The sequence below is a fragment of the Dyadobacter ginsengisoli DSM 21015 genome, assembly GCF_059568735.1.
Genome location: NZ_JCANTY010000001.1, coordinates 871,783 through 898,214, shown reverse-complemented (window position 1 = coordinate 898,214; position 26,432 = coordinate 871,783). Strand labels below are relative to the sequence as shown.

Genomic DNA, 26,432 nt, shown 5'->3' with positions numbered 1-26,432 from the left:
GCTCAGGCTGACATTTTGCACGCTGTCAGCCTGATTAGGTAGTTTTTTTCGGTAGGGCCCGCCTTCGACTTCGCTCAGGCTGACATTTTGCACGCTGTCAGCCTGATTATGTAGGTTTTTTTTCGGTAGGGCCCGCCTTCGACTCCGCTCAGGCTGACATTTTGCACGCTGTCAGCCTGAGCGTAGTCGAAGGCGGGCAATCGAAGGCCTTTCGCCTCTCACTTCAACGCAAACGCTCCCAGCATCTTCTCCGCAGTCGCCCGGTAACGATCAAATTTGGACGCTTCACTGGTAAAGGTTGCCAGGTAAGCATTGTCGTTTTGGATAAAGCATATCGCCAATACCTTCAATCTAAATATCCCCTGCGAAAACTCGTAGGCCAGATGGTATTCTTCACGGCCATTGGCGTTCACCACTTCCGACTCCTCCATTTTACCATCGCTGAACATCACCTTGATCTGCTGCTCCGAAATTTCCTTATATTTCTGAATATCAATCGGCTGCCCGGCCAGATTCTGGACCATCACATTCAGATTTTCGCTGAATTTATCTTCGGGACCGTCCAGCGGCGAAAAGAAAAACACCTTCGAGTTCATGGTACCGGACGTATCGACGCGCCATGCCGAAGGATAGGAAATTTTGAAATCGTTTTTGGAAAACACTTTTAAATCGCCCTGAGGCAAGGACTGACCGCTCACCGAAAAAACGATCATGCAGAAAACAAGAGGCAGAAAAACCTTCATAAAGCGACACCGATTTTTCCGCATAATACCATTAAATATTCATTTGCCGATGTGCCGCGACCGTAATTTCCGCGTCATCGCTTCCGAACCGGCGCAGGCTCAGCCTCCTCTTCCGGGTTCAACGTAATCTCCAATTTATTCCCAAAACACCGCACCGTCACTTCGTCGCCGCATTCAAAACCTGCTTCATGCAGCCATTTACCGCAGAGCCTGATCTCGGGCATGACCGCGTACTTGTACCATGCGCGCGGGACGTATTTTCGGTAGACGGTTAGCTGCCGCTCGGCAGGGTTTGAAGGTTTTTTTTCGTGTGTCATAGCTTCAATTTTTAGTTCAATACTATGATATATTGTACTAATTACAAAGTAAATCAACATAAAACTTTAATTTATTTACAAAATGAATGGTTTTATCTTTGCGGAAATTTTATATTTTATTTACACGAAATGACCATAAATGAGCATCTCGTGGCAAAATTGCGCTTAAATCGAATCAAATTGGTGCTAGTTGAAAAAGAAAGATCTGGCAAAGACTTAGCCCGGCATTTAGGAAAAACTGAAACTACTGTCTCGCGCTGGTCTAAGAATGAGGTACAACCAACTTTGGAGACACTTTATGAGATTTCGGTGTATTTGAAGGTGGATATTCGGGAGTTGTTGGTTTCTACAAAAGAGTAGACACCAGCTCTAACTGCCTTAACAACATTAAAATACCTTCCTCAAACTTCATGGCAGACAAGGCATACATCACACCTATCGTTTTTAAGTGGGCCCGCGAATCCGCGAAAATGACAGCTGAAACAGCAGCATTGAAGGTCAATGTTCCGGCAGAAAGATTGTTGGAATGGGAGGCAGGAGCAAGCCAACCAACAATCAAACAGGCCCAAACTTTGGCAAAAGCTTACAAAAGGCCATTCGCATTATTCTTTCTCCCCGACATTCCACGGGACTTTCAACCATTGCAAGACTTCCGCCGAAGCGATTCGAAATCACTAAGCACCGGTTCCGTTTTCATGATTCGCGAAATTCAGCAGAAACAAGCCTGGATCAGCGAGACCAACAGAGAAAACAGCGAAGCAAAATTTCCTTTTGTCGGTCGCTTTACCATCAAAGATAATCCTGCGGACGTCGCGCAAGACATTCTGAACACGCTTTCCATTTCTCCGGGCAAATACGTCACTGGAAATCCGATAAAGGAATGGATCGACAAAGCAGAAGCGAAAGGAATTTTCATTTCGAGAACCAGCTTTATAAACTCCCATCTGACCTTAGACAGTGATGAACTGCAAGGATTTGCAATCGCCGATCCTCATGCGCCTTTTGTTTTCATCAATTCCGAAGATTGGGCTGCGCCTCAGCTATTTACGCTTGTTCACGAGCTCGCACACATCTGGATTGCGGCTACGGGAATCTCTGCCGATGTTGAGCCAGGTTTCCAAAAGGCGGACCGCCTGCATCCGGTAGAATTGTTCTGTAATGAAGTAGCAGCGAACGCATTGATTCCTAGCCGATTGATAACAAATCTAGGCAGCCACATCTTTCTATCTGCATCGCAAGTTTTCAGTGTCGCAAAAACATTCGGCGTAAGCTCATTTGCATTGCTCGTTCGTGCATTGAATTTGAACCTGATTTCACTTGATCAATACAAGACTTTGAAAATGGTGGCAGACGCGGAGTTCAAGGCTTTTCTTCTCAAACACGAAGAGAAAAAGGCCAAACAAAAAGAGAGCGCTAGCGGACCAAACTACTATTTATTACAAATTCAGAAAAACAGTCGATTATTTACTCAAACCGTTCTGGACGCTTTTCGTGGCGGCAGCCTTGAACCAACTCAGGCAAGTTCGCTACTCAACGTGAAAATCAATTACTTTCACAACTTAGAAGCCCAGTTATATAAATATTGATAGCTGAAGAGGAAAATCTCCTGCCAGTTCTCATAACTGCCCACACACCAAAGTATCCCACGTTTAGAGCATTACTGGTGTTTTTAATTTTCTTATTGAATCCATGTAATGAAGACCTTCCGAGAATACCAAAATTTCCTCGCCAACCCGATTTGAAGCCGCCTGCGAAAGGCTGTATGAGATCTTATTCAAATTGCTGTATAAATTTAAAATGAAGTCGTGATTATCATAGGAGACCATCCACCGCTTTCTCATTTTGCGTACGTGATGAGATAACCGCTTATGATCGTCCGCAGCGTAAAAGTTCATATACAAATCAGCTCCTTTTTGATAATATGGAGGGTCTAAATAAATAAACACTTCCTTCCTCAATCGATTCATTTGATTTATGAATTCTAAGCCGTCATTATTCGACACAGTAATATGATCGCTCATTTCAGCTATCTTACGAATCCTTTCGCACAAATCTATTTTATTGAATCTAGCATCAATTTTATATTTTCCTTTTTGTTCCCGACCGCCTATAACTCCGCCCTTTATTACCCCCGACACATTTGTCCGATTCAAAAAGAAAGTTGATTTAGCCAGTTCGAAAGAGTCTGTCGTTTCGGAATTCTGTTGTATTTCCTTGTATTTACCCCAATTATCAATCGACACGTCAACTTCCATCAGCCACTCGCAAAACTCTACCGACCTATTAAGAATACTTACCCAAAAAGAATAAATTGATCGATCTAAATCATTGATATACACATGATTCACATAACCTTCAAAAAGTAAGCGGAGCGCTAGACCAGAACCACCAGCATATGGCTCTGCGTAGCTCGCCCCCACCATATCGTTCTCATAAAAGAGCTTTGCAACAAAAGGAAATATGCAATTTTTTCCGCCTGGATACCTTAGCGGCGAATAATGAATTGTTGCCTTATTCCGTTTTTCCATGAGTAATATTTAGAATGGCGCCTATCAAGATAGACATCGCTATCGTTTGATCCATATTAGCACTGGATTGATAATTATGTGCCCCGGTATGTAGCAATTGAACTAGACTTTCAGGTCTCACATTTTGATTTGCCAATGTTGTTTTCAAGTCTTGATTCAGTTGACTTTTAGCAAGTTCAGCATGTTCCTTAACGTAGTCCTCCAACTTTTTCTTTTTATCCTTTGACGCCGTTTCACACAAAAGGCGGAGGGACATTCTTATTAAGCTCGGGAATGATTGAGACAATTCAACCCTTTTTGAGATATAAAACGAATACAAGTCACATATATCTCTATATAGATTACTTACTTCACCAATCTTTAAATATAACTTCCCACCAAAGAGCTCAATAGCCTTAGTTTCCGTCCGCTTGGTTAACCTCGGATTAGTTTTTTTCGACTCAGCAGAGAACTTAAACTTGGACAAATGTACCTTCTTAGTTCTGTTTTGGTCGATTAACTGTTGCGACGCTAGGTCGAGAACCTCCAATACCTTCCCTCTATTCTTTCTCGTACTGATTGTGTCGCTTTGAATCTTTCTAGAGATATCCGCTAATATGGACTTGCCTTCGTCATCGGCATGAACGCTATGAAGGTGTCCATTAGAGATGGCAAAACCCAGTGATTTCAAAGTGTCTTCCCTGAAAATCTCTTCTTTAACAAATCGTTGATTCAAGTGCTTATTTGCGCTGATAATTCCAGTATCTTCTTCTAAAATTAGGAAAGGTGTCTTCTCTCTGCCCATGAACTTATACAGGAAGATGTCTCGCTCCAACGGTTGCCAAGATCCAGATTCACTATGCTTCCTTAGTACATTGTTCAGTGCAATTTTCTCAATACAAACATTACATGGGATTTCTTTTGGAAAATCTGGAATATTAAGAGCGGTGCCCTTTGGAACGGTAACCAGTCCATGTTTTATTTTTCCAAGAATTATTCTCCGATTCCCATCATAGACAACTGGGCGGTCACCATGATAGACAACCGTGGGCAGTTCGCTAAAATCGAAATAGTCACCCATTTCCTTTGCCAACTTAGGTAACGTCCACTTTAATGACCTGTCTTCCAGTGCCCTATCAACAATATCCTGATCGCTTGCATCTGCATCAATAGGATCGCGTGGATTTTCAGTCCACAAGACAAGTTTACTTATATCAATGGAAATCACCTTTTGATCCATATTACTTGCTATGAGAAGGATTTTCGTATGTTAAACATGATGTCATCAAATTCTTCAAGGAAAGAGTCGACAATACCAGAATTTCGTTCAATCCAGGGATTAATAATTTTCGTGCAGTTCTTGCCCCAATAATCCTTCTGCTGGCTAAACCACTCCTTTGCCTTTTCCCTACTTGACTCTATTTCGCCGCGAGAGAAATTTTTGAAGACGAATTGCTTTGAATAGTCAGGGTTGATACTTCGCCAAATTTCGGAATCATCTGGTAATGAGTACAAAAACTCCGCAATGAGCCTCTCAGGCGATTTTTCGCCTGGTAATATTAAGAAATTTTTGTGTTGAGACATAGACCTCATTTTAGCAGCAGATCCCCTGACGTCACCATCCAAAATTATGAGAGACTCAGGGAATCGGAATCCAACTATCTGTTTCCTAGCCAGTTCAAGAAGATTTTCACAGCCCAATTTGCACTCCAAGTAGGCTAGATCCCTCGAACGTCTTTTGAGTAGGGCTTTACAAAAGATTCGTGCTTCTTCGTCTTCCGAAAAAATGGGAACTCTTATGCTTTTTGGGTTTTCTGATAACACAACGTTAAGCCTATTCTTAATACTTTCATAGGAAATACTTTCAACGGCCACAACGCTTGAATTAACCTTTTGCAAATAGATAACGTTTACTTGTCCTGAGATTTTCTTGTCTGCTTGTAGTCCACATAACTTTTCTAGAATTGATAATGAGTGAGTTGTAAACACTATCTGGATTCTGTAACGCGAAGAAAACACTCTCAGAGCTTCGACGAGTTTAATCTGTGATGCGGGATAAAGAGTTGCATCTAACTCATCTATTGCCAATATTCCGCCTTTGTATACTTCTCTATGCTTTTCCTGTAAACGTCGGAATGATAATATAGCCAACAGGATCTTACCAATATTATCCTGCCCGGCTGAGTTCAATCTCCAATCGTAAAAACTAGTATTGGCACCTAGCGTATTTTTCTGCTTGCTAGCAAGGTAGTCAACGCGCATCATCTCAACATCAGGAATGAGCAAGATTTTGTTATGCCACTCTTGATAAAATTCAAATTCCTGTTGGGATAAGGTTATTTCGTCGCTGGAACCAATGCTTGCGTCTTCTCCAATCGGAAAGAGCCTAGAAAGACTTAGATAAATCACAGGCAACTGTATATAACCTGAACCTTTCGACCGATCACCCTTCTTCCAGAATCTAATGCCTGGTTTCTTAGCGTCCCGCCTTATACTTTCAACGGTAAATTCAGGTTCAAGCTCGTTTTCTAGCTTAAGTGTCCACTCGTGTCCCTGTGGAATGTCAAACTCTTCTGAAAGTTTAAATTTCTCACTGAATAATGACTTATAGTTTCCTCCACAAAGCGGCTTTTCGCCAGACAATGGGTTATCTTTATCAGTAATCGTAAATGGTTGGCTCAATATCCCCAGTAAGGTAGTTTTCTGAGTACCATTTTGTCCGGCTATTACAGTTATGTTTTTTCCTAAGCCGAAGGATAAATCCTGGAATCCACGAAACTTCTTAATGTCAATGCTTTTGATAAACATAATATAATCACTGGCGAGGGGTAAAATCACTCTATTACTAAGGCGAGAAGTGTTTAGATATTAATCTCTACTCAACAATAGTCATGCAATTATTATTCGGTTAAACCAGTAATTCATTGGTAATGATTATGGAGCATTTGTGTGTTCAAAGTTGAAAAACAAGAGACAACCAAAATAATTACAACAATGTTAATTCGACGAAGCATCACTAATGAATATCACCTCCCCACCCCCACAGCCCGCTCAACCTCCCCCACAAACCCCTCCAAGACGCCAGCCACCCGCAAAATCCCCTCCTCAGCCTCCTTCCAATTCTTCTGCTCAATCGCCTCCCGGATCATCGGCAACGTCTTCACCCCATACCCCGTATAAAACCCCGGAGCATAAATCTGATGCCTATACCACGGCCGACGCGGCAACCCATCCGCATGGATCAGCTTCCTTTCAGTTTTATACAAAATCTCATTCAACTCCTTCAACTTATCCGCAGGAAGCAAAGCGAGTTTTGCAAAAGCCGAGGCGTAGGCTTTGGCGCTTTGTTCCAATGCCACCAATGCATTATCCAGCGGCGCGAAGTTGAGGTATGGGGCTACCGACATCGGGGTTGGCTTCACGAATGGGTCTTTCGGGTCGGCGGCGGCTTCGAAGCGGCCTTCGGCGAGGGTTTTGTTGTGGTCTTCGGCCTTCGTGCGGGCGGCTTCGAGCTCCTTTTTTACTTCGGAAGCATAAACCTGCACCGTATTGGCGAAGTTGCTGAAATCGAATGGCAGCACATCCGCATTGGCGAAACGGAGTACGGAGCGGCCCATGGTTTTGGCGAGCGCTACGCCATACACAAATTCACCGTCCTTGAAGCGGGTGTAATGGTCGTACGAATCGAAAATGGAATGGTAATCGCCGCCGGCATCTTCGCCGCCATAACCGATGTTGAGCGAGGCGATGCCGAGGTGCTGGATAAACGGCGTATAGTCGGAACCGGAACCGAGTGCGCCAATGCGAAGGTCGGCGCGGGTACGGGCCTCCTGTTTGGCGGTCGGACTGCCGTTCAGGATCGTGCGCGAGCGCAGGCGGTCGATCACACTCGTGCCTTTCTCGGGATCGGTGACGTCGCGGCCCACCTGGTTCACAAATTTTTCGAGCGTATGCGACCCGCCTGCGCCCAGGTATCCGCGGCCATTACCATCGGAATTGAGGTAAACAACCGCTTTTTCCTTTAAAATAGACTGGTATTTTTCCACCCATTCCGTCGAGCCCAGCAAACCCGGCTCCTCGCCGTCCCACCAGCAATAGACGATGGTACGCTTTGGTTTCCAGCCAGTTTTCACCAATTCGCCCAATGCCCGCGCCTCTTCGAGCTCGGCCACGGCCCCACTCACAGGATCGGCCGCGCCAAACACCCAGGCGTCGTGGTGGTTACCGCGGATCACCCATTGATCGGGAAACTCGCTGCCTTTCAGCGTCGCGATCACATTGTAACAGGGCACGATATCGAAATTGAATTCCAGTTTCAAATGCACCTTCGCCGGCCCCGGACCGACGTGGTACGTGATCGGCAACGCGCCCCGCCACGTCGCAGGCGCCACCTGACCGCCCAACGCTTTGAGCAACGGCAATGCATCGCCATACGAAATCGGCAGTACGGGGATCTTCATCATCGCCGGCGCCTCTTCCACCGACAGCCGCTTATGCTCAGCATCGGCCACAAAACCGTTCGTCAGCGGATCACCCGGCGCGAGCGGCAAGTCCACCACCGACCCACGCTGCACGCCCGACTCATTTTTAAATGCCCCTTTGGGATATACGTCGCCCTGGAAATAGCCATCTTCCTTCGGATCCGAATAAATAATGCAGCCAATCGCCCCATGCTCGTAAGCCACTTTGGGTTTGATACCACGCCACGACCCGCCATATTTGGCGATCACGATCTTGCCTTTCACATCCACGCCAAGTTTGGCGAGCTCCTCATAATCATCGGGCACGCCATAATTCACAAACACGAGCTCGGCCGTCACATCGCCATTGGCCGAAAAGGCATGGTAAGGCGGCAACACGTCCTTCGTCTGCGCGGAAGTACCGTCTTCTTTTAATGGTTTTTCGGTTAATGCGGCTTTGAATTTGGTCGGCTCGGTGAGTTCTAGAACGCGCACTTTGGGCGTCGGGAAAAGCACGTGCACCGTATCGAGCCGTGCATCAAAACCCCAGGAAGCGAGCTTATCACGCAGGAAAAGGGCATTATTAAGGCCATATGCCGAACCGAGCTGATGCGGATAGGCTGTCATCCGCTTCATCCAGTCGCGGAGGTTGTTGGCTTGGAGGTGCTTGTCGAAAGTTGTTTCGAGGTCCAATTCCTTCTTCGCCGCCTCCGTCCCGAAGCCCATGAGTTGCTGGGCTTCCGATGGCACTACGGCGAGGGTTGAGAATAATATGGGAATGAATGTCTTTTTGAAAAGGTGTCGCATGGGAACGGAGTGAAAAGGTTTTTTGGTGATGGTTAAATATAATGAATGGATGGGAAGAATGGGGAAGATTTAAGGAGAATGTGCCACTGTGGAGGAATGGCAGCCTGAGCGGACCGGGCCGCCGGGCGGTCGAAGGCAGTCCATACCGCAACATGTTTCTTGGGCATCGCGACAATATGCTTCGACTGCGCTCAGCATGACATTACCGTTTTACATATTGTTTTTAAAAACGAACATATAAGAAATGTCAGCCTGAGCGCCGAAGACAGTCCATACCACCACAAAACAGCAGCATTTCGCATTTTCAACCTGATCATCATTAGATTACCCCACACCTAATCCTTTACAAAACAACAACCTAACACACTATCCTATGAAATCGTACTACGTCTACATTGCCAAATGTGCGGATGACAGTTACTATACCGGCGTCACTAATGATCTGGAACGGCGGCTGGCGGAGCATAACTCGGGTAAGGATTCCGGATCGTATACTTTCACGCGACGTCCTGTTGAAATTGTGTTTTCGTACGAATTCAAGGATGTACGACAGGCGATTGCTTTTGAAAAACAGGTGAAAGGTTGGAGCCGGAAAAAGAAGGAGGAGATTATTGAAGATCGGTGGGATGATCTGAAGGTATTGGCTGAATGCCGGAATGTTACGCATTGTAAAAGGAATCTCGAACGAGGTGTCAGCGCCGGCCGCTTCGCTCAGGGTCACAGGACCGAAACTAAAAGATCTAAACAGCTCCGTTAAATGTAAAAGCCGTAAAAATGCCGCTATCATTCCTTATCCAAAACCCTTAAATTTACCCAAAACAACTTCAATATGAACAATCAGACCATCTCCGAACGAATACGGACTTTACGGAAGGCGAAGGGCCTCTCGCAGGAAAGCCTTGCCGAACACGCGGGGATCAATCTGCGGACCTTGCAGCGCATCGAGAGCGGGAATGTGATACCGCGCGGAGAAACGTTGCGCCTGCTCGCACAGGCGTTGGATGTACCCGTAGAAGAACTTTCAGCAGCGACGACGGAGGTACCCGCAACCATGTATGAAGACCAGGGATTTCTCAAACTCATGAACCTCTCCGCATTGTCGTTCTGGTTTATTCCGCTGGGCAATATGCTCGTCCCGTTTGCGCTTTGGATGTACAAAAGAAACAGCATTACCGGTGCCAACGAACTGGGCAAACGCATTTTGAATTTTCAGATCACCTGGTCGCTGATTTGGTATGGGGTAGTTTTCGTCGGCACGTTTACGGGCATTCTCGGCCTCTGGAGCAGCCCGGGGATCGTTATCAGTCTCGTTGCCTTACTGGCCATCGCCAATTCGGTATTCATCATTACTAACAATCCTAAAATCGCCCGGGGCGACGAGGAGGTTTATGGATTTGGGTTAAAGATTATCGAATAAATTTTTACCCCGGATAAGCAACAGGCTTCAACTTCAGTTGATAAAACGCTATGTAAGCATCCAGTTTCGCAATTTTGGAATTAGTCAATTCGACGATGTGGGAAAGGATGCCAGGGGAATACCCTCCGCTGCCGTTACTGCGATATTCGTGGTGCCCTGTTTCTACACATTCGGCGGCATTGCCATCCTCGTTTACATGATGGTACGCCTCCTCGGCCACTTTCCTGTGCGGCATTCGAAAACTTTTCAATTGCTGGAAACATAAACGAAGCGCCTGCATCGATTCAAGGACAAACGGATCGAAGCCGATATGGTCATGGACTATATTTTTGAAACACTTGCCCAACAAACTGTCCCTGCTTTCGAATTCATGGCAGATCCCACGCATTTCAGGATGCACATAGGGCAGGTAGGTTCTTTTGAAAATCGTGTATTCAGGGTCTTTGCAATCGCTGCTCCAGAGTAAATGATCATACACAAACATCGGCATCTCCACCGCACCGGGTCCGAGGTATTGCTGACCGGCCAGCGTAATGGGGTCAAAATAAAGGCGTAGCTCCGAAGAGAAATACGAAAGGGATACTTTCCGGCGGGCCAGCACGATGCCCTCAATTACTTTCTGAAAACAACTCATTACATTTTCACAGATCTCTTTAAAAGCCGCGGAGCGCATGGAAGTATAGTGCAATTTTCTCAGCAATCGGATCGCACAAGCCAGCGGATCCATGGCCATCACTACACTGTCTATGAGATACATCTCATCAGCGGTACCGGTGTAAGTCCGTCTTCTGCGATCGGCGGGATTCCAAACGGTGTAATGCAGCAGCGTGTCCCGTGGAGGCAGAAATGTTTTCCCCGCCAGCCATTGCATTTTACCTGCCAGGTTCTCTATGACGCTTTGAGGCTCTACCCCGTGCCTTTTAAGGGAACCCAGTAAAATGCCGATATCACGGGTAGCCGCATTGGCTTCATGGTAACCGAAGCCCTGCAAATCCGGTTCAGCGGGTATGATCAGCCTGGCCATGGAGATAATTCCACTAATATCCCGCTTCTCATTCAGGTCCGGAAGCATTGCAATCACATCGTCGGCATGGAGCGGATCCAGACTGGCAATCCATTCATTTTCATCAGGTCCGGATTTTACATTGGGAACAGAATAACCGCTTAATCTCATGTGTATAGTCAATTTGATTTTAAAATAAACCCCTGGCCATACATGCCATTGTCAGTGCGGATCTGCCTGAAACAGGTCAGATGCATCCCGAACGGGCTATGTTAAAATCAATATTATACCATTTGTAGAAGCTAATTAATAAGAGAAAGCGGCCGGCTATGTTCGTCTATCCATCGGCAGAGTAGATTGATGTCGCCTTTTGGATATCCGCAATTTCAAGGAGAGCCTTGGGTAGTTGTTCTACATTATTTCTGCTGCATTGGGCGTATTCAGCTTTCACCTCACGGAGATCTTGGCAACATAGTTCAATTCCTTGTCACCTACCCTTCGAACCGCTCATACAGCGCCGGGCAAATCGCCTTCATACCCCCGGATCTTCATCACTCCAATTAAATTCAATAGGAGGATAACTCCCTTCGGAAGTGTGAAAATGATCGTGATCTATGTAATCGTACAAATCCTCATCGGTCTGCTGCTGGAATGCTTCGAGTGCAACATACCAGAAAGTTTCAAACTCATAAAATTCGATGTCGTCGCTTACTTCCGTGATCAGCGAATCGGGGTTTTTCTTGGCTTTGTAATAGACATCCCTTCCTCTGGAAATAACCCAGTTCCTGAAATACTCAAAACCATCATCCGAAGCGCCACCATTCATGATGTAGCCAGCGCACCACATTTCGGAAGTATAGCTTTTGTACAGCAGTCCGTCCGCAAGCGAAAACCCACCATTTCCTTCGGGGTCAGTTTGCCGATTTCATCGATTAGAAATTCCTCCTGTTCTTCCTCATCCGAGCTATTTTCAAGTGATCTTGCGACGATGTCCCAATAAAGATCTTCATCGAGCATTTCTGCCGTAGGTTCCAAATTGACTGCCATGATGTATTGAATTCAAATTTTGGACAGCGACTCATGCGAGGACAACAGACAATGCCCCGACCTTCACCGCTCACAAATGTAACACCACCAAAGCCACGATCGCCGGCAATGCCTGCACAAAAAATATCTTCTTGCTGGCCGTCAGCGCCCCGTACACACCCGCGACGATCACGCACGTAAGGAAGAAAACGCCGACGTAGAGCTTCCAGTGGTGATCGGTGATAAAAAGCGACCAGACGAGGCCGGCGGCGAGGAAGCCGTTGTACAGGCCCTGGTTGGCGGCCAGGGTTTTGGTGGGTTTAAATAGCTCCGGCGCGAGCGAGCCTTTGAAGGTTTCCTTGCCCTTCGTTTCCCAGGCAAACATTTCAATGTAGAGAATGTAAAGATGTTCGAGCGCGACGAGGGCGACGAGGATGGTGGAGAGTGTTTGCATAGATCCGTTTTTAATGGTAATGTAGTAAAAAGGATCGGACGATGCTGCTATACCAATCACATCCGCAGAAACCAGTTCTCCATGTGAATCCCGTTCAGGAGCGTAAAGTCTTTTTCATTATCAATAACTAAAACTAACTCATGCTGTATCGCGGTAACCCCTATAAGTAAATCGAATTCATCATTGATCGGCTTACCCATTTTTCTCAACCGTACTTTCTCTTTTTACATAGAGCGGTATTGAGCCAAATATCGGGATGATAGTAAGCCCGGCTATAAATGCGTCCAGCGCTGCTCTATTTGATATTTGTGACGACCTCCTCTGCTGATTTTTCAGCGCTAAATGCACTAAAGACTCAAAAAAAGAGTTTCACGCACAGATTCTTCCGTTTTGAGCGATCTCGTGAGTTTCCCGATCAGCTCCATCTTACTCGAAGAGCTCTGGCCTTCAAACAGTCCCGAATAGGTTTCAACGATATGTCGTTCTGAGAAGCTCATAGTTTTTATTATAAATTTAAAAAATCCCCCGAATGAGTAACTTCTAAATCACGTCGTTGAATAATCGTTGATTCCGATTATCTTGCCTTTTGGCAAATTCTTTCACTCTTTCATTACAATTACCATGACACCCAAGTACCTACTTTCGATTTTCCTCATTTTACTTTCCACCATCACCTACGCGCAAACACCTGTCAACGGCTTCGAGACCGACGACCTGGTCCTTCAAAAAGTAAGCGACCACGCCTACACGCACCTAACCTATCTCCAAACCGAAAGCTTCGGCAAAGTGCCCTGCAACGGCCTCATTGTATTCGATGGCGGCGAGGCGGTGATTTTTGATACACCGGCGGATGACGCCACTTCCGAAAGGGTAATACGCTGGGTCGAGGACAGCCTGCATTGCAAAGTAAAGGCCGTCATCGCGACACATTTTCATGAGGATTGCGTAGGTGGGTTGAAGGCATTTCACGAGCACGGAATCCCATCATATGCGACGAATAAGACAATTGCATTCGACAAGGAGCGGAAATTTCCCGTTCCTCAAAAAGGTTTTGACGATCGGCTCGACCTGAAAGTTGGCAAAAAGAAAGTGCTTGCAGCATTTTACGGTGAAGGACATACGCGCGACAACATTATCGGCTATTTCCCCGACGAAAAGATCATGTTCGGCGGATGCCTCATCAAGGAACTCGATGCGACCAAAGGCAACCTGGCAGATGCCAACGTAAAAGCCTGGCCCGCCACCGTGACGAAGATCAAGGAAAAATATCCCGATGCAAAAGTAGTGATACCCGGTCACGGAAAAATTGGCGACACGGCTTTGCTGGATTACACGGTGAAGTTGTTTAGCGAGTAGCAACCAGACAAACCGCCGAAGTAGGCGACAGTTTCTTAATATATTCCCTTTTCACAAGAAACCCACTGCCACGTAGACTGGCGCGAATGGGCTCCGCGTCCACGAGCGTGAGGTCGAAAGGGCTTTGGTAAAAAACGAAAAGCTGGCCACCCGGTTTTAATGTCTCCCGGATCATGGCCAGCTCTTCGTCATGTGCCCCTTTTCCGCGCCCTTGCCAAAAAATATTGACATTGAACGCGGCGATCAGGTCAAAATGCCGGGGAGGCAAGCCAGCATCCATAACCGGTTCAGCTCTGAATTCGGCCAGCCCCTCATCGACAAACTGTCTGTTTCGCTTCACGGCCTTCTCGACCGAAGGCGCCGATTGGTCGATGGCCAGGAAACTGCCCTGATGCATTCTCTTGCATATACATTCGGCCAGAATGCCCGTCCCGCAGCCGATTTCAAGAATATGGACATCCGGGCGGATGTCCATAAGTTCTGCTGCCCAGCTAAACCTTTCGGGTATGACCGCCATAGCGCTACATTATTTCAGTCCTTTACCTGTCGCCGCCCAGTAAATGCCGCCATAAAGGTGATCCAGGAATGACTGGTCGGAATAAACCAGACCGATGTGGCCCAGGCCGGTGTAGAATGCGCGGCCGCCGTCGAAGTTGTGATACCAGGCGATCGGGTGGTCTCCCATGCCGGTTCCCTGGCTGGTCTTAGGATCATAAGTCTTTTCATCGATCGTGATGAGCACTTTCAGGTCGTCGGCATTCAACGGTTTTTTGTATTCATACCATTCGTCGGTCCACATCATGCGTTTGGGAAAGCGTTCCAGGCCCGGGAAGTTGCTGTCTTTAACGTCCAGGAAGGCCGTTTGCTGCGCCGGGTGGGTTTTGAAATACGCGCCACACAACTTGCCATACCAAGGCCAGTCATATTCCGTATCCGCCGCAGCGTGAATGCCTACCCAGCCTTTTCCGCTTTTAATATACTTTTCGAGTGCCGCCTGCTGAGCGTCGTTGAGGATATCGCCTGTCGTGTTCAGAAAGATCACTACCGAGTAGTTAGCCAGACTTTTATCATTGAAAACATCGGCATTTTCCTGCCAGTCGACCGAGAAATTATGCCTCGATGCCAGGTTCCTGATCCCGGCCACGCCTTCGTGGATAGAAACGTGGTGAAAACCAGCAGTTTTAGTAAAGAGCAACGCCTTGAACTGCTGTGCATGCGCCGTAACCGCGCTTCCGATCACCAGAGCCAGGGCCAGTAATTTTTTGAACATGATGTTTTGGAAATTGATTAATGATGTAATTAGTACTAAAACAAATGTGGGAAGAAATTTACTTGCGGAAGGCGGTGAACATTCGGAGCGTTTGAAAATTTGAACAGGCCACCTTCTATATGTATTTGAACGACATTTGGGGCTTGAAGGTCCGTTCCATTGGAGGGCAAACGTCAAAAATCTGTCCATTTCTTTTCCAAAAGCATTGTCGGAAAATCATAAGACCGTATTATTTACGCATTCAAACTGGATGCCATTGTGTTAGCCTGAATTAATGATTTAAGTATTTTATAAAGCGTCATGATCCTTCATCCATTCGTAAATCCTATCAATTTTCAGATTCATGCAGTATGAAAATAGTTCATCAAGGCTAGTAAAAAAATTTCCTTTCCCGGCGATCATCTGTCTAAGGCCAATCAGCCCACTATCGTCATCATGATAAATTACTAATGTTCCGAACGACCCGTATTTAGTGAAGTATAGATACTCACGATTGCTGTCACCCAGAAATATTTCGCCAAAAACGAAGTAATTTTGGTTTAACTCAGCAATTTCAGATATAGAGAGGAACTCGCCCAGCAAACTTGTTAATTCTACATCAATAAGCTCCCAAAATTTCTTAAAAGTCATGGATTGACCATTTCTGACACAATAGACCTCAAATGCAGTTCTATGTCCTCTAGTGCCAATTCGAAGAGAGCCCTGAGTTAACCAAAAGTCTTTTAGCGAATTTGGTATACTAAAGCCGATATAAACTTCCAGCGCCTGCAACGATTCTATGCTTTCAGGTTTACTAAATTCAAAGGATCCATAACCTTCGAGTTCTATCTCCTTTACTCGCTCAATCGTAAAAGTAAAGACCTTTCGAAATCGTTCCACCGACTCACTCCAAGTCTCCTGCTCCATTTTATCATTTTCGAACATCATTGAACACACCTTCCTGAATTGGACCTTATAGTTCCCGTATGTACGTAAAAATCAGTCTAAAATTTTACTTTTTTGATGACCGATTACCAACTGAGTAATTTGGGATATTATAAGGCTCTCCACAAAAAGTGTATTCAACAAGCTGTAAATATTGAAGGAAGTTAGCATAGTCAAACTGTTTTGTCAGCTAGACTATGCTAATGTCATTACCTCCCCATTTTCAACCGCGTCTGCGCGCCGCCATTAACATCCTTCAACTCTACTTTCAAACCACCCTCTTTCACGATGCTCCGGTCGATCACGAGTGTAATAGGCTGAATGCCCTGCGCAAGATCGGTAGTGATCGTACCTCCAGTAATCCTGGCAAGCTTGTTGCCGTTATACACCGTGATACCGCTGGCGCTGCTCAGACCAAAGGTAACCGGCCCTTTCGTCAATGCTTCTATCTCAAAACGGACGATACTGAATGGCTTTCCTGTGCTGTTCTGCATTTCGGACAGGTCTTCGACCGGCAGTTCACCGGAGACTTTGCTGTACATCGGTGCCGTGATCACCTTTGCGCCTTTGCCTGCGATGACGGAGCCTTCCATTGAGAATTTGCCGGCGAGGTCTTTGCTTAGCGTGACATTTTCCCATCTGCGTACAAAACGCGTGTTAGGCACACGGAAATCGCCAGGCTCGCCCAATTTGGTAAGAAATGCGATGAGGTTTACGAACTGGTCACGGTCTAGGCTGGCGGTGAGGCCCGGAGGCATCAATGAACCAGGAACTTTCTCCATGACCTGCACCTGGCTTTTGGCAATCGACACTTCCTTTCCGGTCACATCGCGGATGACGATTTCATTGGCCCCGTCAGACGCCAGATAACCCATCAGTTCTGAGCCGTCCTTTTTCACGACGCGCTTCAGGTCGTAGCCTTCCTTGATGGATGTGCTCGGATAGAGGATCGAACGGATAATGGTTTCCGCCGGCGAACTGGTACCAAGGCTGCTCAGATCCGGGCCGATCAGCCCTCCCGCGCCCCCAATGGCATGGCAAGTCGTACAGCTCGACTCCGTTTTACGGAAAATCAGTTCTCCCTTGGCGGCATCCCCTTTTTCCCTGGCCAGTTTGGCAAGGCCTTCGATGGCTTTATCATCCAGGTCCTGCGGCATTTTCGGGGCCGGTATCGACCCGCCTGATGCTTCCAATGCCTTTTTCAATGCAGCAATTTCGTCGATACTCTGACGCGTCCAGCCGGCACGCTGCTGCACCAGCACGCGACCTCTTTTAGCCACGGCTTCCGGGATCTTCCTGGCAGCGATGGCATCGGCCAATGCCGCTGAACCGGGATTTGAAGGAATAAATGCCAGGAACAGATCCGACATATCGGTGCCTTCCGGCAAAGTCCGCATCAACTCTGCGCTCACGCGGGCTCCTTCTTTCGCATCCAGGTCCGCCAATTGAGCGGCCGCGATAATGCGCACTTCCGGTGTATTTTTCGGACCAGTCAGATCGGTGACGAGTTGCAGGGCTTTGGGTTTGTCAATAGCCCCCAAAGCACCCAGCGCCGCCTTTTTCGTAGCCGGATTGCCATTCTGGACCAGCCCTGTGAGACGGTCGTTCAATGATGCTAACTTCCACAGCCCGATCAAACGGATCGCGCTCAGGCTTACCGCTTCGTCATCGCTGGTGATCAGCGAGGCAATGCGCTCGGGATTTTTGTTGGGGGCCACGTGGCGCTGGCTTCCGGCTTCTTCCAGTGCAGCCAGCTGTGCTGCGGTATTTTTGTTGTTATTCTGAACGGCCAGATCGAGCAGCATGTTCAGGTCGGCTGGCTGGCCCAAACGTGCAATGGACGCAAGTACGTCTTTCTGATATTCTTCCGGCACCTGACCTTTCTGGTACAATCCGGTAAGTAATGCAGCAGCTTCAGGGCTGGTCGCGGATTTCAAGGCGTAGGATGTCTTTTTGGCGTCTCCCAAAAGGTTGGCGTCGGATTTCAGTTTGGATACCCACACCGGTTCCAGTTCACGGACGGTTTGCCACAATGCGAAATCCAGGAATTCATCCATTTGCGCGTCAAGTACCGTCAATGCGGTTTTCGCTGCGGTGGCCGTCCTGGTCTTACGCAATGCGATCACCGCTTCCAGGCGGACCTGTGGATGGTTGTCGGTTACGGCTTTAGCCAGCAACGCCGGGACGTTGGATACCTTAGGGTACCATAGCGCCATTGCACGCAAAGCGGCCGCCCGGGCATTGTGACTTTTGGCATTCAGCAAATTCAGCAGGACCGGTTCGTTAATGGTTTCCATGGTCTGATAAACCCAAAGCGCTTCGAGCAGGTTGTGCTCATATTGCGCATCGTTTTTATCCAATCCCTCAACCCATTTCTGCAACGCCGGGATCACTTCTTTGGCTCCTTTTGCTTTCAATGTCTGTTTAGCTTGCAGGCGCGTCCATTCTTCGGGAAGCTTCAATGATTCCAGCAATTCTGAAACACCCGCTTTGGCGAGTTCCGGTTTCTTCACGAGCGGACGGTTCTTGGCTACGATCCGCCAGATACGGCCGTGCTGCTGGTCGCGGCGCGGATCGTGAAAATCCACTTCTCCGTGTTGAATTATGGGGTTATACCAGTCGGCTACGTAAATGGCGCCATCCGGCCCCACATTGATGTCCACCGGACGGAACGCAACGTTGTCGGACCACATCAGGTCGTCGGTCTGCTTGGAAACGTAGCCGCTTCCCTGCTCTTCCAGTTTGAAACTGTTGATACGGTTAGCGCGGAAATCGTTGGTGATCATCCGCCCCTGCCAGGCATCGGGCAAATGCCTGCCGGAAACCACATCCAGGCCGCTATGCTTCGGTTGCCCCGGGTTTAGCCCGCGCAGCAGGCGTGCAGCACCTGGTGCAGTCACGAAAGTAGCACCCGGAAACGCATAGTTAATACCTTCTCCGCCTGCCCCGTCCGTCAGAAAGGATTGCCCCCACCGGTCAAACTGCAACCCCCACGGATTTACGAGCCCGCGTGCGTACACATCCATGTCCAGGTTACGCGTGTTGAGCTGCCACACCCCGCCCCCTTCCAGGCGCTTGATGCCGAACGGCGTTTCGACGTGGCTGTAAATGTAAATGGACTGGTTAAAATACATCCGTCCCTCGGGTCCCCAGCGGAAAGTGTGGATCAGGTGGTGTGTGTCGCCGGTTCCGAAACCATTCAGGATGCGGCGCTTTTTATCGGCCTTGCCATCGCCATCGGTATCTGCGAAATGCAGAATTTCGGTGGAGTTGGCGACATAGCACCCGCCGTCACCAGGAAGGATACCCGTCGGCTGGATCAGCCCTTCGGCGAAAATGGTCGATTTGTCGGCTTTTCCGTCTCCATCGGTATCTTCCAGTACAAATATCTTGTCATTGGCCGACTCCCCGGTTTTCAAATGCGGGTACACCGTGCTGCTGACCACCCAGAGGCGGCCTTCATTGTCCCAGTTCATCTGGATGGGCTTCGCTACCATCGGGTCGGCTGCGAAAAGGGTTACTTCGAAACCATCGGCCACTTTGAAGGATTTCTGCTCCTTCTCTACATCAGGGTCGAGGTTGAATGGATGCTGCTCAGGCTCCGTCGAGGAGGTTAGCAGGACCATAGGCAGGAGCAATGCTCCGTATAGTAGTTTTCTCATATTTGGGCTGTCGGCCGTCGGCTATCAGCTTTCGGCTTTGTTACAAATTTTGCGGTGCGCTGCACCTTTTTTACGTTTCTTTAAAGGCTGTCAGTCTTCGGCTTTCGGTTTGTTACAAATTTTGCGGTGCGCTGCACCTTTTTTTGTGTCACGAGCATTGAAACCGGCTGCCAATAGCCGACTACTGACAGCCGAAGTCCCTCATTCCAACTTCCGCAACTCGTACACCACTTCCTTCGGTTCGGAGTTCAGAATGATCTGCCCTTCCAGCCATTTGATGAGAATGTTCTGCTCTTCCAGGCCTTGCACATGGCGGCCTTGCTCGTATTTGCGGAAACCGATGATGTAGGTCTGGTTCAATGGCCGGTACTGGAAGAAATGCAGCTCGTTTTTACGAATAATCATCTCCCTGATCCGCGCCGATTGCTCGAATTGCGGGCCTTGTTTGATCTCCACACCTTTCTCCCACTCTTTCGCGGAGGCGGTGGCCACCTGCTCGTTAGCGGCTGTGAGCGTGTAGTATCCTTTTTTCAAACCGACGATCCGGACCACATTGGCATCGTTGCCTACCCAGCTGCTGGCCTGTGGAAACGGCAATGGTAAGTATTTGTCCGCTGCCACAAAGCGCGCAATCACATTATTATCCTTGCTGTCGGTCAGGATTTTGACGTTCGAAGAATAGGGCGTCGGTTTGGCAATGGTAATCGTCGAAGTCTCGCGGTCGCCGGGCAGGCCTAATGCCTTTTCGAGCACATCTGCGAGGTAATAGTAGCCTGCTTCGTTCAAATGGACGGTGTTTTCGATGATATCGGCTTTTTTGCCAGTATTCAGCACCGGATTGTAAATATCGATAAACTGCTTGCCGCGCTGGGAGGCCACATCGGAAATCGCTTTGGAATACAATTCAAGATCGGCATTGCGATGGTTGATATGCTGCGCGGTATCGCTGGAAACGACCGGAATGGTGGAAAGCAGCACCGTTTTCGCCCCCAGCGCGTCGATCTTGTCGATCAGCTTGATGAGGCCTTCTTTGAAATGCACTACACCTGCTTGTCCCTCCTGCGCCTCCACGCCTCCGTATGCTAGGAAAACGACGGTTGGGGCCGCCTTGGTAATGTCCTCCATGAGGTGCTCGTAGGGTGTCGGCGGATTGGTGTACGTGCTGCGCGCTTCTCCCCAAACATTGTCGCCGGTCCAGCCGAGGTTCCGAAAGGTAATTCCCTTGTCGGCGAAACGGGTAGTCAATGCGAGTTCGAGATAACCATACTGGAAATCGTTCTCAAAAATGGAATTCCCGAGGAAAACCACGCGGTCGCCATCTTTCAGCGTGAATGCTGTATTGCCGACCGGGCTTTTGTTTTGTGCGATGGTGGGTCCGTAGACGAGGGCTAAAAACAACAGGAACACATAAACCGGCAGTACCGGCACCTTCATTCTTCTCATTTACTTTGAGTTAAGTGTTTAAGCAGAGTAATTACTAGGATACAAAGACCCGAAGTAGCGGAACTTAACCGTACTGTACTATTAAAAATAGGAATATCACACCTCTTCCGGCACTTTGTAACTGACAACCGGCGACGGGATGACAAGCATCGTAATGATCGTTGCCAGCAACAGCGCCACCGCCATTAATGTGTAGGATGCGTTGAAATTACCCGTTTCACTGTTGAGATAACCCACCAGGTAAGATCCCGCAAAAGAGCCCAGGGCGCCCAGACTGTTGATCAGCCCGATCGCCCCACCGATCACATTTTTGGACAATATGTCGGCAATGGCCGCAAAGAAGGGACCATAAGGGGTGTATAATGCCCCGCCGGCTATCACAAGCAGCACATAGGCGAGCCAGAACTGTTCCGCACCGATCCAGACCCCCGCATAAAGGCATACCGCTGCAACAAGCAGAAACGGCCAGATGAATACCTTCCGGTTGCCCGTTTTATCCGAAAAATAGGACGCGGCCAGCATCCCGATCACCGCAAACACATAAGGTACCGCCGCCAGCCAGCCCGTGGTGACCATATTCATATTCGGGGCCGCCTTGATGATCGAAGGCAACCACATCACAAAGCCGTAAACACCCACGCTCCATAGCAGGTATTGCAGGCACAGCAGGATCACTTTGGTCGATTTGAATGCTTCCGCATAGTTTTTGACCGGTTTGATACCCGCCTGCTCGGCTTTCAGTTTCTCTTCTACGGCCACTTTTTCTTCCTCCGTCAGCCACTTTGCATTCATGGGCCGCTCGTCGATGAGTTTCCACCAGATAAATGCCCAGACAATGCCCGGTGCGCCCTGTAAAATGAACATCCACCGCCAGCCCATCGAGTCGATGAGGTAACCCGAGAGCACCGACATCCATAACACCGTCACGGGATTCCCGAGGATCAGGAATGTGTTGGCGCGGGAGCGTTCTTCTTTGGTAAACCATTGACTAAGCAATATCAGCATCGCAGGCATTACAGCGCTCTCCACCACACCGAGCATGAAGCGGATCACAATGAGTACTGTGGTATTGTTGACCATCCCGGTCGCCGCGGCTAACCCTCCCCAGAGGATCAACGAGATGAATATCAACTTCTTGGCCGTACGGGTGGCGGCATAATGCGCGCCGGGGATCTGGAAAAAGAAGTAGCCCAGGAAGAACAGCGAGCTCAGTAAGGTCGAGGTGTTGGGATCGATGTCCAGGTCGTCGGCCATCCCGCCTGCGACGGCGAATCCGAAATTGGCGCGATCGAGGTAAGCAAGGCTGTATGTGACAAAAACAACGGGGATAATCCGGTACCAGCGTACCTGTGCGAGTTGCGGCTTCATGCAGGATTCAGGAAATGATATGCATTAAAACCCAATTGCACGGCGGTTCTACCATCGGGTAACCGGAAACTACTTCCCGAAGAGCCTGTAACCGAGAATGAGCGATGCTTTGGCATAATCCAGATCAATCCGTGCGCGGTATGCGTACAGGCTGCGCTCGAAATAGTAGCGCGCTTCGAGGCTGAAACGGCCGCTGCCGATTCCCGCCCCTCCTGCAAAATTGGAGCCGGCAATGACCCGATGATCGACATTATCATCCTCCTTGCCTGTGGCTTGCTCCTTCACAGTCCATGCATAAAGCACATTTACAAAAAGTTTGGTTTTGTCGGTAAAATAAAAATGGTGACGGATGCCGATCGGCACTTCCAGGGTCCAGAAGCTGACATCGAAATTAAATGCCGGTGCGGTTGCCGGCAGCGCTAATGGAAATTTATAATACTGAAAACTCGGTTCAGCCAGAAGCGACCATTTGTTTTTATGAAACGGTGCAAAATACTCGCCTTCCACACCGATCCGCGCCGAAACCGCACTTTTCTCTCGTTGACCGTTGTCAGTAAATGTAAAGTTCCGGGTCGAAAGCATCGTCAGATCTGCCCCTGAAGTAATTTTCACATTGAAAACATTTCTTTTTGCCCTTACCACGGTCGTTGCAGCCCCGGGACTGTGGCAGGCATTGTAACGCTCGAAAAAGCGTATCAGATCGCTGTCGCGGTAAGTAGTCCGTTCAATTTGCAGCTGTGTAATGCCCTGGCAGGGAAAGTCGTTCAGTAGTTGCTGGCGAAAACCGAAATTAGTCGCCGGTTTGCCCTCACCATCAATATACCGCCTGAATACCAGCGGAATATACAAAGAGTCGGCTTTCTGGTAGTAAAACTGGCTGATCTCGCTCCGCTTATATTGCAACAGCTTCGCCTCTCCTTCCACGAGTATTTTCAGGAACACCAGTTCCTCATGCCATTCAGGATTGCGGCCATTGGAAAGCCGGTTTACATCGGTCGAACTGTGATCCACCTTCGCAAGGGCGCGCACATACGAGTAATCCCGGTCTATCCCGAAGGCCCGGACCTCCTGTAACGTGCCTTCGAGCACTTCGTTACTACCCGGCAACTGGTATCGGAACGATGAAGGACTGTTATCCCAATCCACGTTCCGGATGCTACAAACTGTTTTGATGTTATCGTTACTGATAAAAAACCCTTTTTCAAAGCGTATTTGTGCATGGGCAAAAGCAGATATGAATAGCAGGACAAAAGCACACAGCAACTTATTACTGAACATTCTCAAAGTCATTGGATTGAAATCGCAACAAAGTAAACCATAAATCACTTATCCAATTACTTTGACAAGCTAAATACTATTGCCGCTGCGTCGCAGCCAACCTGCCTTAGTCCTTTTGAAGCCGACCGTAAAGCACGCCGGCTTCACCCAATGCACTTTTACAAATTGCCAGTACCTTATTCAGCCGGTCGCCGGTACCATTATTGTTCAGCTGTTCATTTTCCAATGCATCCAGATCGTCGTCCAACAGCGGATTTAAACCCATGATCGAAATGGTCGTTTTCATGCCGTGCGCGATGCGCCGGACCTCCCGCAGGTCTCTTTTGGCCGCCGCGGCCGACAATGCTTCCAGTTCGCGGGGCATGAGGTGGAGAAACTGTTCGGTTACTAGTTTCTCATAAATACTGTCGCCGTTGCTGATCTCCCTCATGTAACCTAGGTCGATGACTTTGAAATTGCCTCGCGGAGTGCCGTTCGGTTGCGAATTCCCATTGACGACCGGCGTACCATAGCGCCTGAACACTCGATCGAGTTCGCTTTCACGTACGGGTTTCGAAATATGGTCGTTCATCCCGAAGCTCAGGCATTTTTCCCGCTCCCCTTCCATGGCATGGGCAGTCATGGCGATGACCGGCATATCCAGCTTTAAATCGTCCCGGATGGCCCGTGCAGCAGCATAACCGTCCATGACAGGCATTTGAATATCCATAAATACGAGATCAAAGGATTCGTTTTGAAGAATGTCGATGGCTTCCTTTCCATTGCCGGCAATCCTGCTTTCAATTCCGCGCTCCTGCATGAGGCGTGTCATCAGGCCCTGGTTGATCTCGTGGTCTTCGGCGATAAGTACCCGCAGGCCCGTTTGCTGCGGATGCGCCTCCGCGTCCGGAATGCCGGTGACGCCTGTTTCCGCGCCATGCGCGACGCGATAGGGAATCGTCACGGTTACCGACGTGCCTTTCCCCTCTTCGCTGGTTACGGCAATATTCCCTTCCTGCAAGTATACCAGGTCCCTGACGATCGACAACCCGAGTCCCGTGCCGCCATACTGCCGCGTAGTCGAGTCCTCCGCCTGCCGGAACCGCTCGAAAATAGTTTCCAGTTGCTCAGGTCCGATCCCGATGCCGGTGTCGCTCACTTCAAAAGAAACCATTACCTGCTCTTCGCCGTCCGGCACGGCAGCTACCCGCAGGTTGATTTCGCCGTGGGCTGTGAACTTGAATGCATTTCCGACCAGATTGACAAGTATCTGGGTGAGCCGAGTGGGATCTCCGCTCAGCATTTCGGGAACGGACGGGTCGAACGAGGCCACCAGTGGCACGTGCTTTTCGACCGAACGGTGGTGAAAAAGGGTCGTCACCGAATGCACCAGTGCCTCGGGACTGAACGGCACGTACTCGATCCGCATCATCCCCGATTCGATTTTAGAGAGATCGAGAATGTCGTTCACAATCGAAAGCAACGTTTCTCCCGACTGCTGTACCGTGTGGAGATGGAGCCGCGTATCATCGTCGAGTTTTTTCTTTTGCAGCAGATTCGTGTAGCCTAATATCGCATTCAGCGGCGTGCGTATCTCATGGCTCATATTGGCGAGAAAGTTTTCTTTGACCAGTACCGCCTGTTTCAACTTCTTCTCGCTGGTATTGAGCTGGCCGATCAGCTCCGCCTGCTTTTTCATCCGGTCGATGATTACGACAAAAACGGCGGTCAGTACAACGAGCACGAGCACAATGACATACAAATTCCAATGCAATACGCGTTTTCCGCTCTGGTCGACCGACTTGACCCGCTCCGCCAAAGCGACGCGCCCGCTGGTGTCAATGCGGTGGGTAAACCGGCTGATCTGTTCTGAAAGACGGATGGCGCGGCTGCCTGCGATCAGGTGCTCGGGTACGGGCTTGCCTGCGTGGTAGAAACTGTCGATAAGCTCGTGGCTGTATTCGATTTTCCGGTCGACCAGCGAACCCAGTTCGGGGAGGTATTTTACCGAGGCGGCGGGGGTCCCTTTTCTTTGCAGGGCACCGAGGTCCTGCCTGACCTTTGCTGCGTCCTTTTCAAACTCCATCAGCTTACCCGAATCTCCTGTGCTGATCGCCGTCTTCATATGATTATCCATGAGCAACAGGTCCTTTTGCAGGCCCACCAGTACGTTGCTAAGGCGGTACTCATTCAGGAGATTCTCATTTCCGCGGATCAGCTCCCTCACATTCCCCCGCATCACATACTGCGCCCCGATCAGCGCCAGCACCGCGACCACAAACCCGATGGTAATGTATATAACAAGCGTCCTGACTCTCATAGAATCGATTCCTTTGAATGGAGATTCAATTTAGCTGATGCAGTAGTCTTCTTCAAGAGACGGTCGCCGGAATACCGTTTTAAGTCGGCAGGGAGCAG

The 26,432-nt window shown here is 48.7% G+C and carries 24 protein-coding genes; 5 read left to right on the top strand and 19 right to left on the bottom strand.

Going from position 1 to position 26,432, the window contains the following annotated elements:
- Positions 1–218 precede the first annotated feature (218 nt).
- Positions 219–743, bottom strand: a complete 525-nt coding sequence (locus tag BP71_RS03060; protein ID WP_496376474.1) for a PsbP-related protein — start codon at positions 741–743, stop codon at positions 219–221.
- A 74-nt stretch (positions 744–817) separates the two neighbouring features.
- Entirely contained in the window at positions 818–1,060 is a 243-nt protein-coding gene (locus BP71_RS03055; protein WP_496376472.1) for a SymE family type I addiction module toxin, read from the bottom strand.
- Positions 1,061–1,084: 24 nt separating this feature from the next.
- Between BP71_RS03055 and BP71_RS03050 the strand changes: the two genes are divergently transcribed.
- Entirely contained in the window at positions 1,085–1,420 is a 336-nt protein-coding gene (locus tag BP71_RS03050; protein WP_496376470.1) for a helix-turn-helix transcriptional regulator, read from the top strand.
- A gap of 50 nt (positions 1,421–1,470) precedes the next feature.
- The gene (locus BP71_RS03045) at positions 1,471–2,646 is read left to right on the top strand and encodes an ImmA/IrrE family metallo-endopeptidase (protein WP_496376468.1); all 1,176 of its coding nucleotides are present in this window, start codon (positions 1,471–1,473) and stop codon (positions 2,644–2,646) included.
- A gap of 63 nt (positions 2,647–2,709) precedes the next feature.
- On the opposite strand, the gene BP71_RS03040 is transcribed toward BP71_RS03045, so the two are convergent.
- From BP71_RS03040 to BP71_RS03025, 4 genes are all read right to left on the bottom strand, one after another.
- Positions 2,710–3,588, bottom strand: coding sequence for a DNA adenine methylase (locus BP71_RS03040; RefSeq protein WP_496376466.1), 879 nt, complete (start codon positions 3,586–3,588; stop codon positions 2,710–2,712).
- A complete protein-coding gene (locus BP71_RS03035; protein WP_496376464.1) occupies positions 3,572–4,807 on the bottom strand; it encodes a hypothetical protein in 1,236 nt (411 codons plus the stop codon). The genes BP71_RS03040 and BP71_RS03035 overlap by 17 nt, the downstream gene beginning before the upstream one ends.
- A gap of 8 nt (positions 4,808–4,815) precedes the next feature.
- On the bottom strand, positions 4,816–6,375 hold the full coding sequence (locus BP71_RS03030) for an ATP-dependent nuclease (RefSeq protein WP_496376462.1): 1,560 nt from the start codon (positions 6,373–6,375) through the stop codon (positions 4,816–4,818).
- A gap of 218 nt (positions 6,376–6,593) precedes the next feature.
- Positions 6,594–8,834, bottom strand: a complete 2,241-nt coding sequence (locus BP71_RS03025) for a M28 family metallopeptidase (RefSeq protein WP_496376460.1) — start codon at positions 8,832–8,834, stop codon at positions 6,594–6,596.
- 373 nt (positions 8,835–9,207) lie between these two features.
- Between BP71_RS03025 and BP71_RS03020 the strand changes: the two genes are divergently transcribed.
- Positions 9,208–9,591: a GIY-YIG nuclease family protein gene (locus tag BP71_RS03020; protein WP_496376457.1), complete on the top strand. Its 384-nt coding sequence runs from the start codon at positions 9,208–9,210 to the stop codon at positions 9,589–9,591.
- A 72-nt stretch (positions 9,592–9,663) separates the two neighbouring features.
- Positions 9,664–10,251: a magnetosome magnetite crystal formation protein family gene (locus tag BP71_RS03015; protein WP_496376455.1), complete on the top strand. Its 588-nt coding sequence runs from the start codon at positions 9,664–9,666 to the stop codon at positions 10,249–10,251.
- Positions 10,252–10,255: 4 nt separating this feature from the next.
- Here the strand turns inward: BP71_RS03015 and BP71_RS03010 are convergent, their stop codons facing one another.
- The 5 genes from BP71_RS03010 to BP71_RS02990 all read right to left on the bottom strand — a co-directional run bounded on the left by BP71_RS03010 (position 10,256) and on the right by BP71_RS02990 (position 13,231).
- Positions 10,256–11,425 carry a monodechloroaminopyrrolnitrin synthase PrnB family protein gene (locus tag BP71_RS03010; protein WP_496376453.1) on the bottom strand — a complete coding sequence of 390 codons (1,170 nt, stop codon included), beginning with the start codon at positions 11,423–11,425 and terminating at the stop codon, positions 10,256–10,258.
- A 361-nt stretch (positions 11,426–11,786) separates the two neighbouring features.
- The gene (locus tag BP71_RS03005) at positions 11,787–12,101 is read right to left on the bottom strand and encodes a DUF4240 domain-containing protein (protein WP_496376451.1); all 315 of its coding nucleotides are present in this window, start codon (positions 12,099–12,101) and stop codon (positions 11,787–11,789) included.
- Entirely contained in the window at positions 12,077–12,301 is a 225-nt protein-coding gene (locus BP71_RS03000; protein ID WP_496376449.1) for a DUF4240 domain-containing protein, read from the bottom strand. The genes BP71_RS03005 and BP71_RS03000 overlap by 25 nt, the downstream gene beginning before the upstream one ends.
- A 70-nt stretch (positions 12,302–12,371) precedes the next feature.
- Entirely contained in the window at positions 12,372–12,734 is a 363-nt protein-coding gene (locus BP71_RS02995; protein ID WP_496377743.1) for a DUF1304 domain-containing protein, read from the bottom strand.
- Positions 12,735–13,081: 347 nt separating this feature from the next.
- Positions 13,082–13,231 (bottom strand): hypothetical protein, encoded by a 150-nt coding sequence (locus tag BP71_RS02990; RefSeq protein ID WP_496376447.1) that lies wholly within the window; start codon positions 13,229–13,231, stop codon positions 13,082–13,084.
- A gap of 124 nt (positions 13,232–13,355) precedes the next feature.
- Between BP71_RS02990 and bla the strand changes: the two genes are divergently transcribed.
- A complete protein-coding gene (bla, locus tag BP71_RS02985) occupies positions 13,356–14,090 on the top strand; it encodes a subclass B1 metallo-beta-lactamase (RefSeq protein WP_496376445.1) in 735 nt (244 codons plus the stop codon).
- Here the strand turns inward: bla and BP71_RS02980 are convergent.
- From BP71_RS02980 to BP71_RS02945, 8 genes are all read right to left on the bottom strand, one after another.
- On the bottom strand, positions 14,080–14,607 hold the full coding sequence (locus BP71_RS02980) for a class I SAM-dependent methyltransferase (protein ID WP_496376443.1): 528 nt from the start codon (positions 14,605–14,607) through the stop codon (positions 14,080–14,082). The genes bla and BP71_RS02980 overlap by 11 nt on opposite strands.
- 9 nt (positions 14,608–14,616) lie before the next feature.
- Positions 14,617–15,360: a ThuA domain-containing protein gene (locus BP71_RS02975; RefSeq protein WP_496376441.1), complete on the bottom strand. Its 744-nt coding sequence runs from the start codon at positions 15,358–15,360 to the stop codon at positions 14,617–14,619.
- 288 nt (positions 15,361–15,648) lie between these two features.
- Positions 15,649–16,266 carry a hypothetical protein gene (locus BP71_RS02970; protein WP_496376439.1) on the bottom strand — a complete coding sequence of 206 codons (618 nt, stop codon included), beginning with the start codon at positions 16,264–16,266 and terminating at the stop codon, positions 15,649–15,651.
- Positions 16,267–16,493: 227 nt separating this feature from the next.
- On the bottom strand, positions 16,494–19,946 hold the full coding sequence (locus BP71_RS02965; RefSeq protein WP_496376437.1) for a PVC-type heme-binding CxxCH protein: 3,453 nt from the start codon (positions 19,944–19,946) through the stop codon (positions 16,494–16,496).
- A 201-nt stretch (positions 19,947–20,147) separates the two neighbouring features.
- Positions 20,148–21,389 (bottom strand): GDSL-type esterase/lipase family protein, encoded by a 1,242-nt coding sequence (locus tag BP71_RS02960; protein WP_496376435.1) that lies wholly within the window; start codon positions 21,387–21,389, stop codon positions 20,148–20,150.
- A 96-nt stretch (positions 21,390–21,485) separates the two neighbouring features.
- Positions 21,486–22,757, bottom strand: a complete 1,272-nt coding sequence (locus BP71_RS02955; protein WP_496376433.1) for an MFS transporter — start codon at positions 22,755–22,757, stop codon at positions 21,486–21,488.
- Between the two features lie 69 nt (positions 22,758–22,826).
- Entirely contained in the window at positions 22,827–24,035 is a 1,209-nt protein-coding gene (locus BP71_RS02950) for a hypothetical protein (RefSeq protein WP_496376431.1), read from the bottom strand.
- A 106-nt stretch (positions 24,036–24,141) separates the two neighbouring features.
- A complete protein-coding gene (locus BP71_RS02945) occupies positions 24,142–26,334 on the bottom strand; it encodes an ATP-binding protein (protein WP_496376429.1) in 2,193 nt (730 codons plus the stop codon).
- Positions 26,335–26,432: the final 98 nt, after the last annotated feature.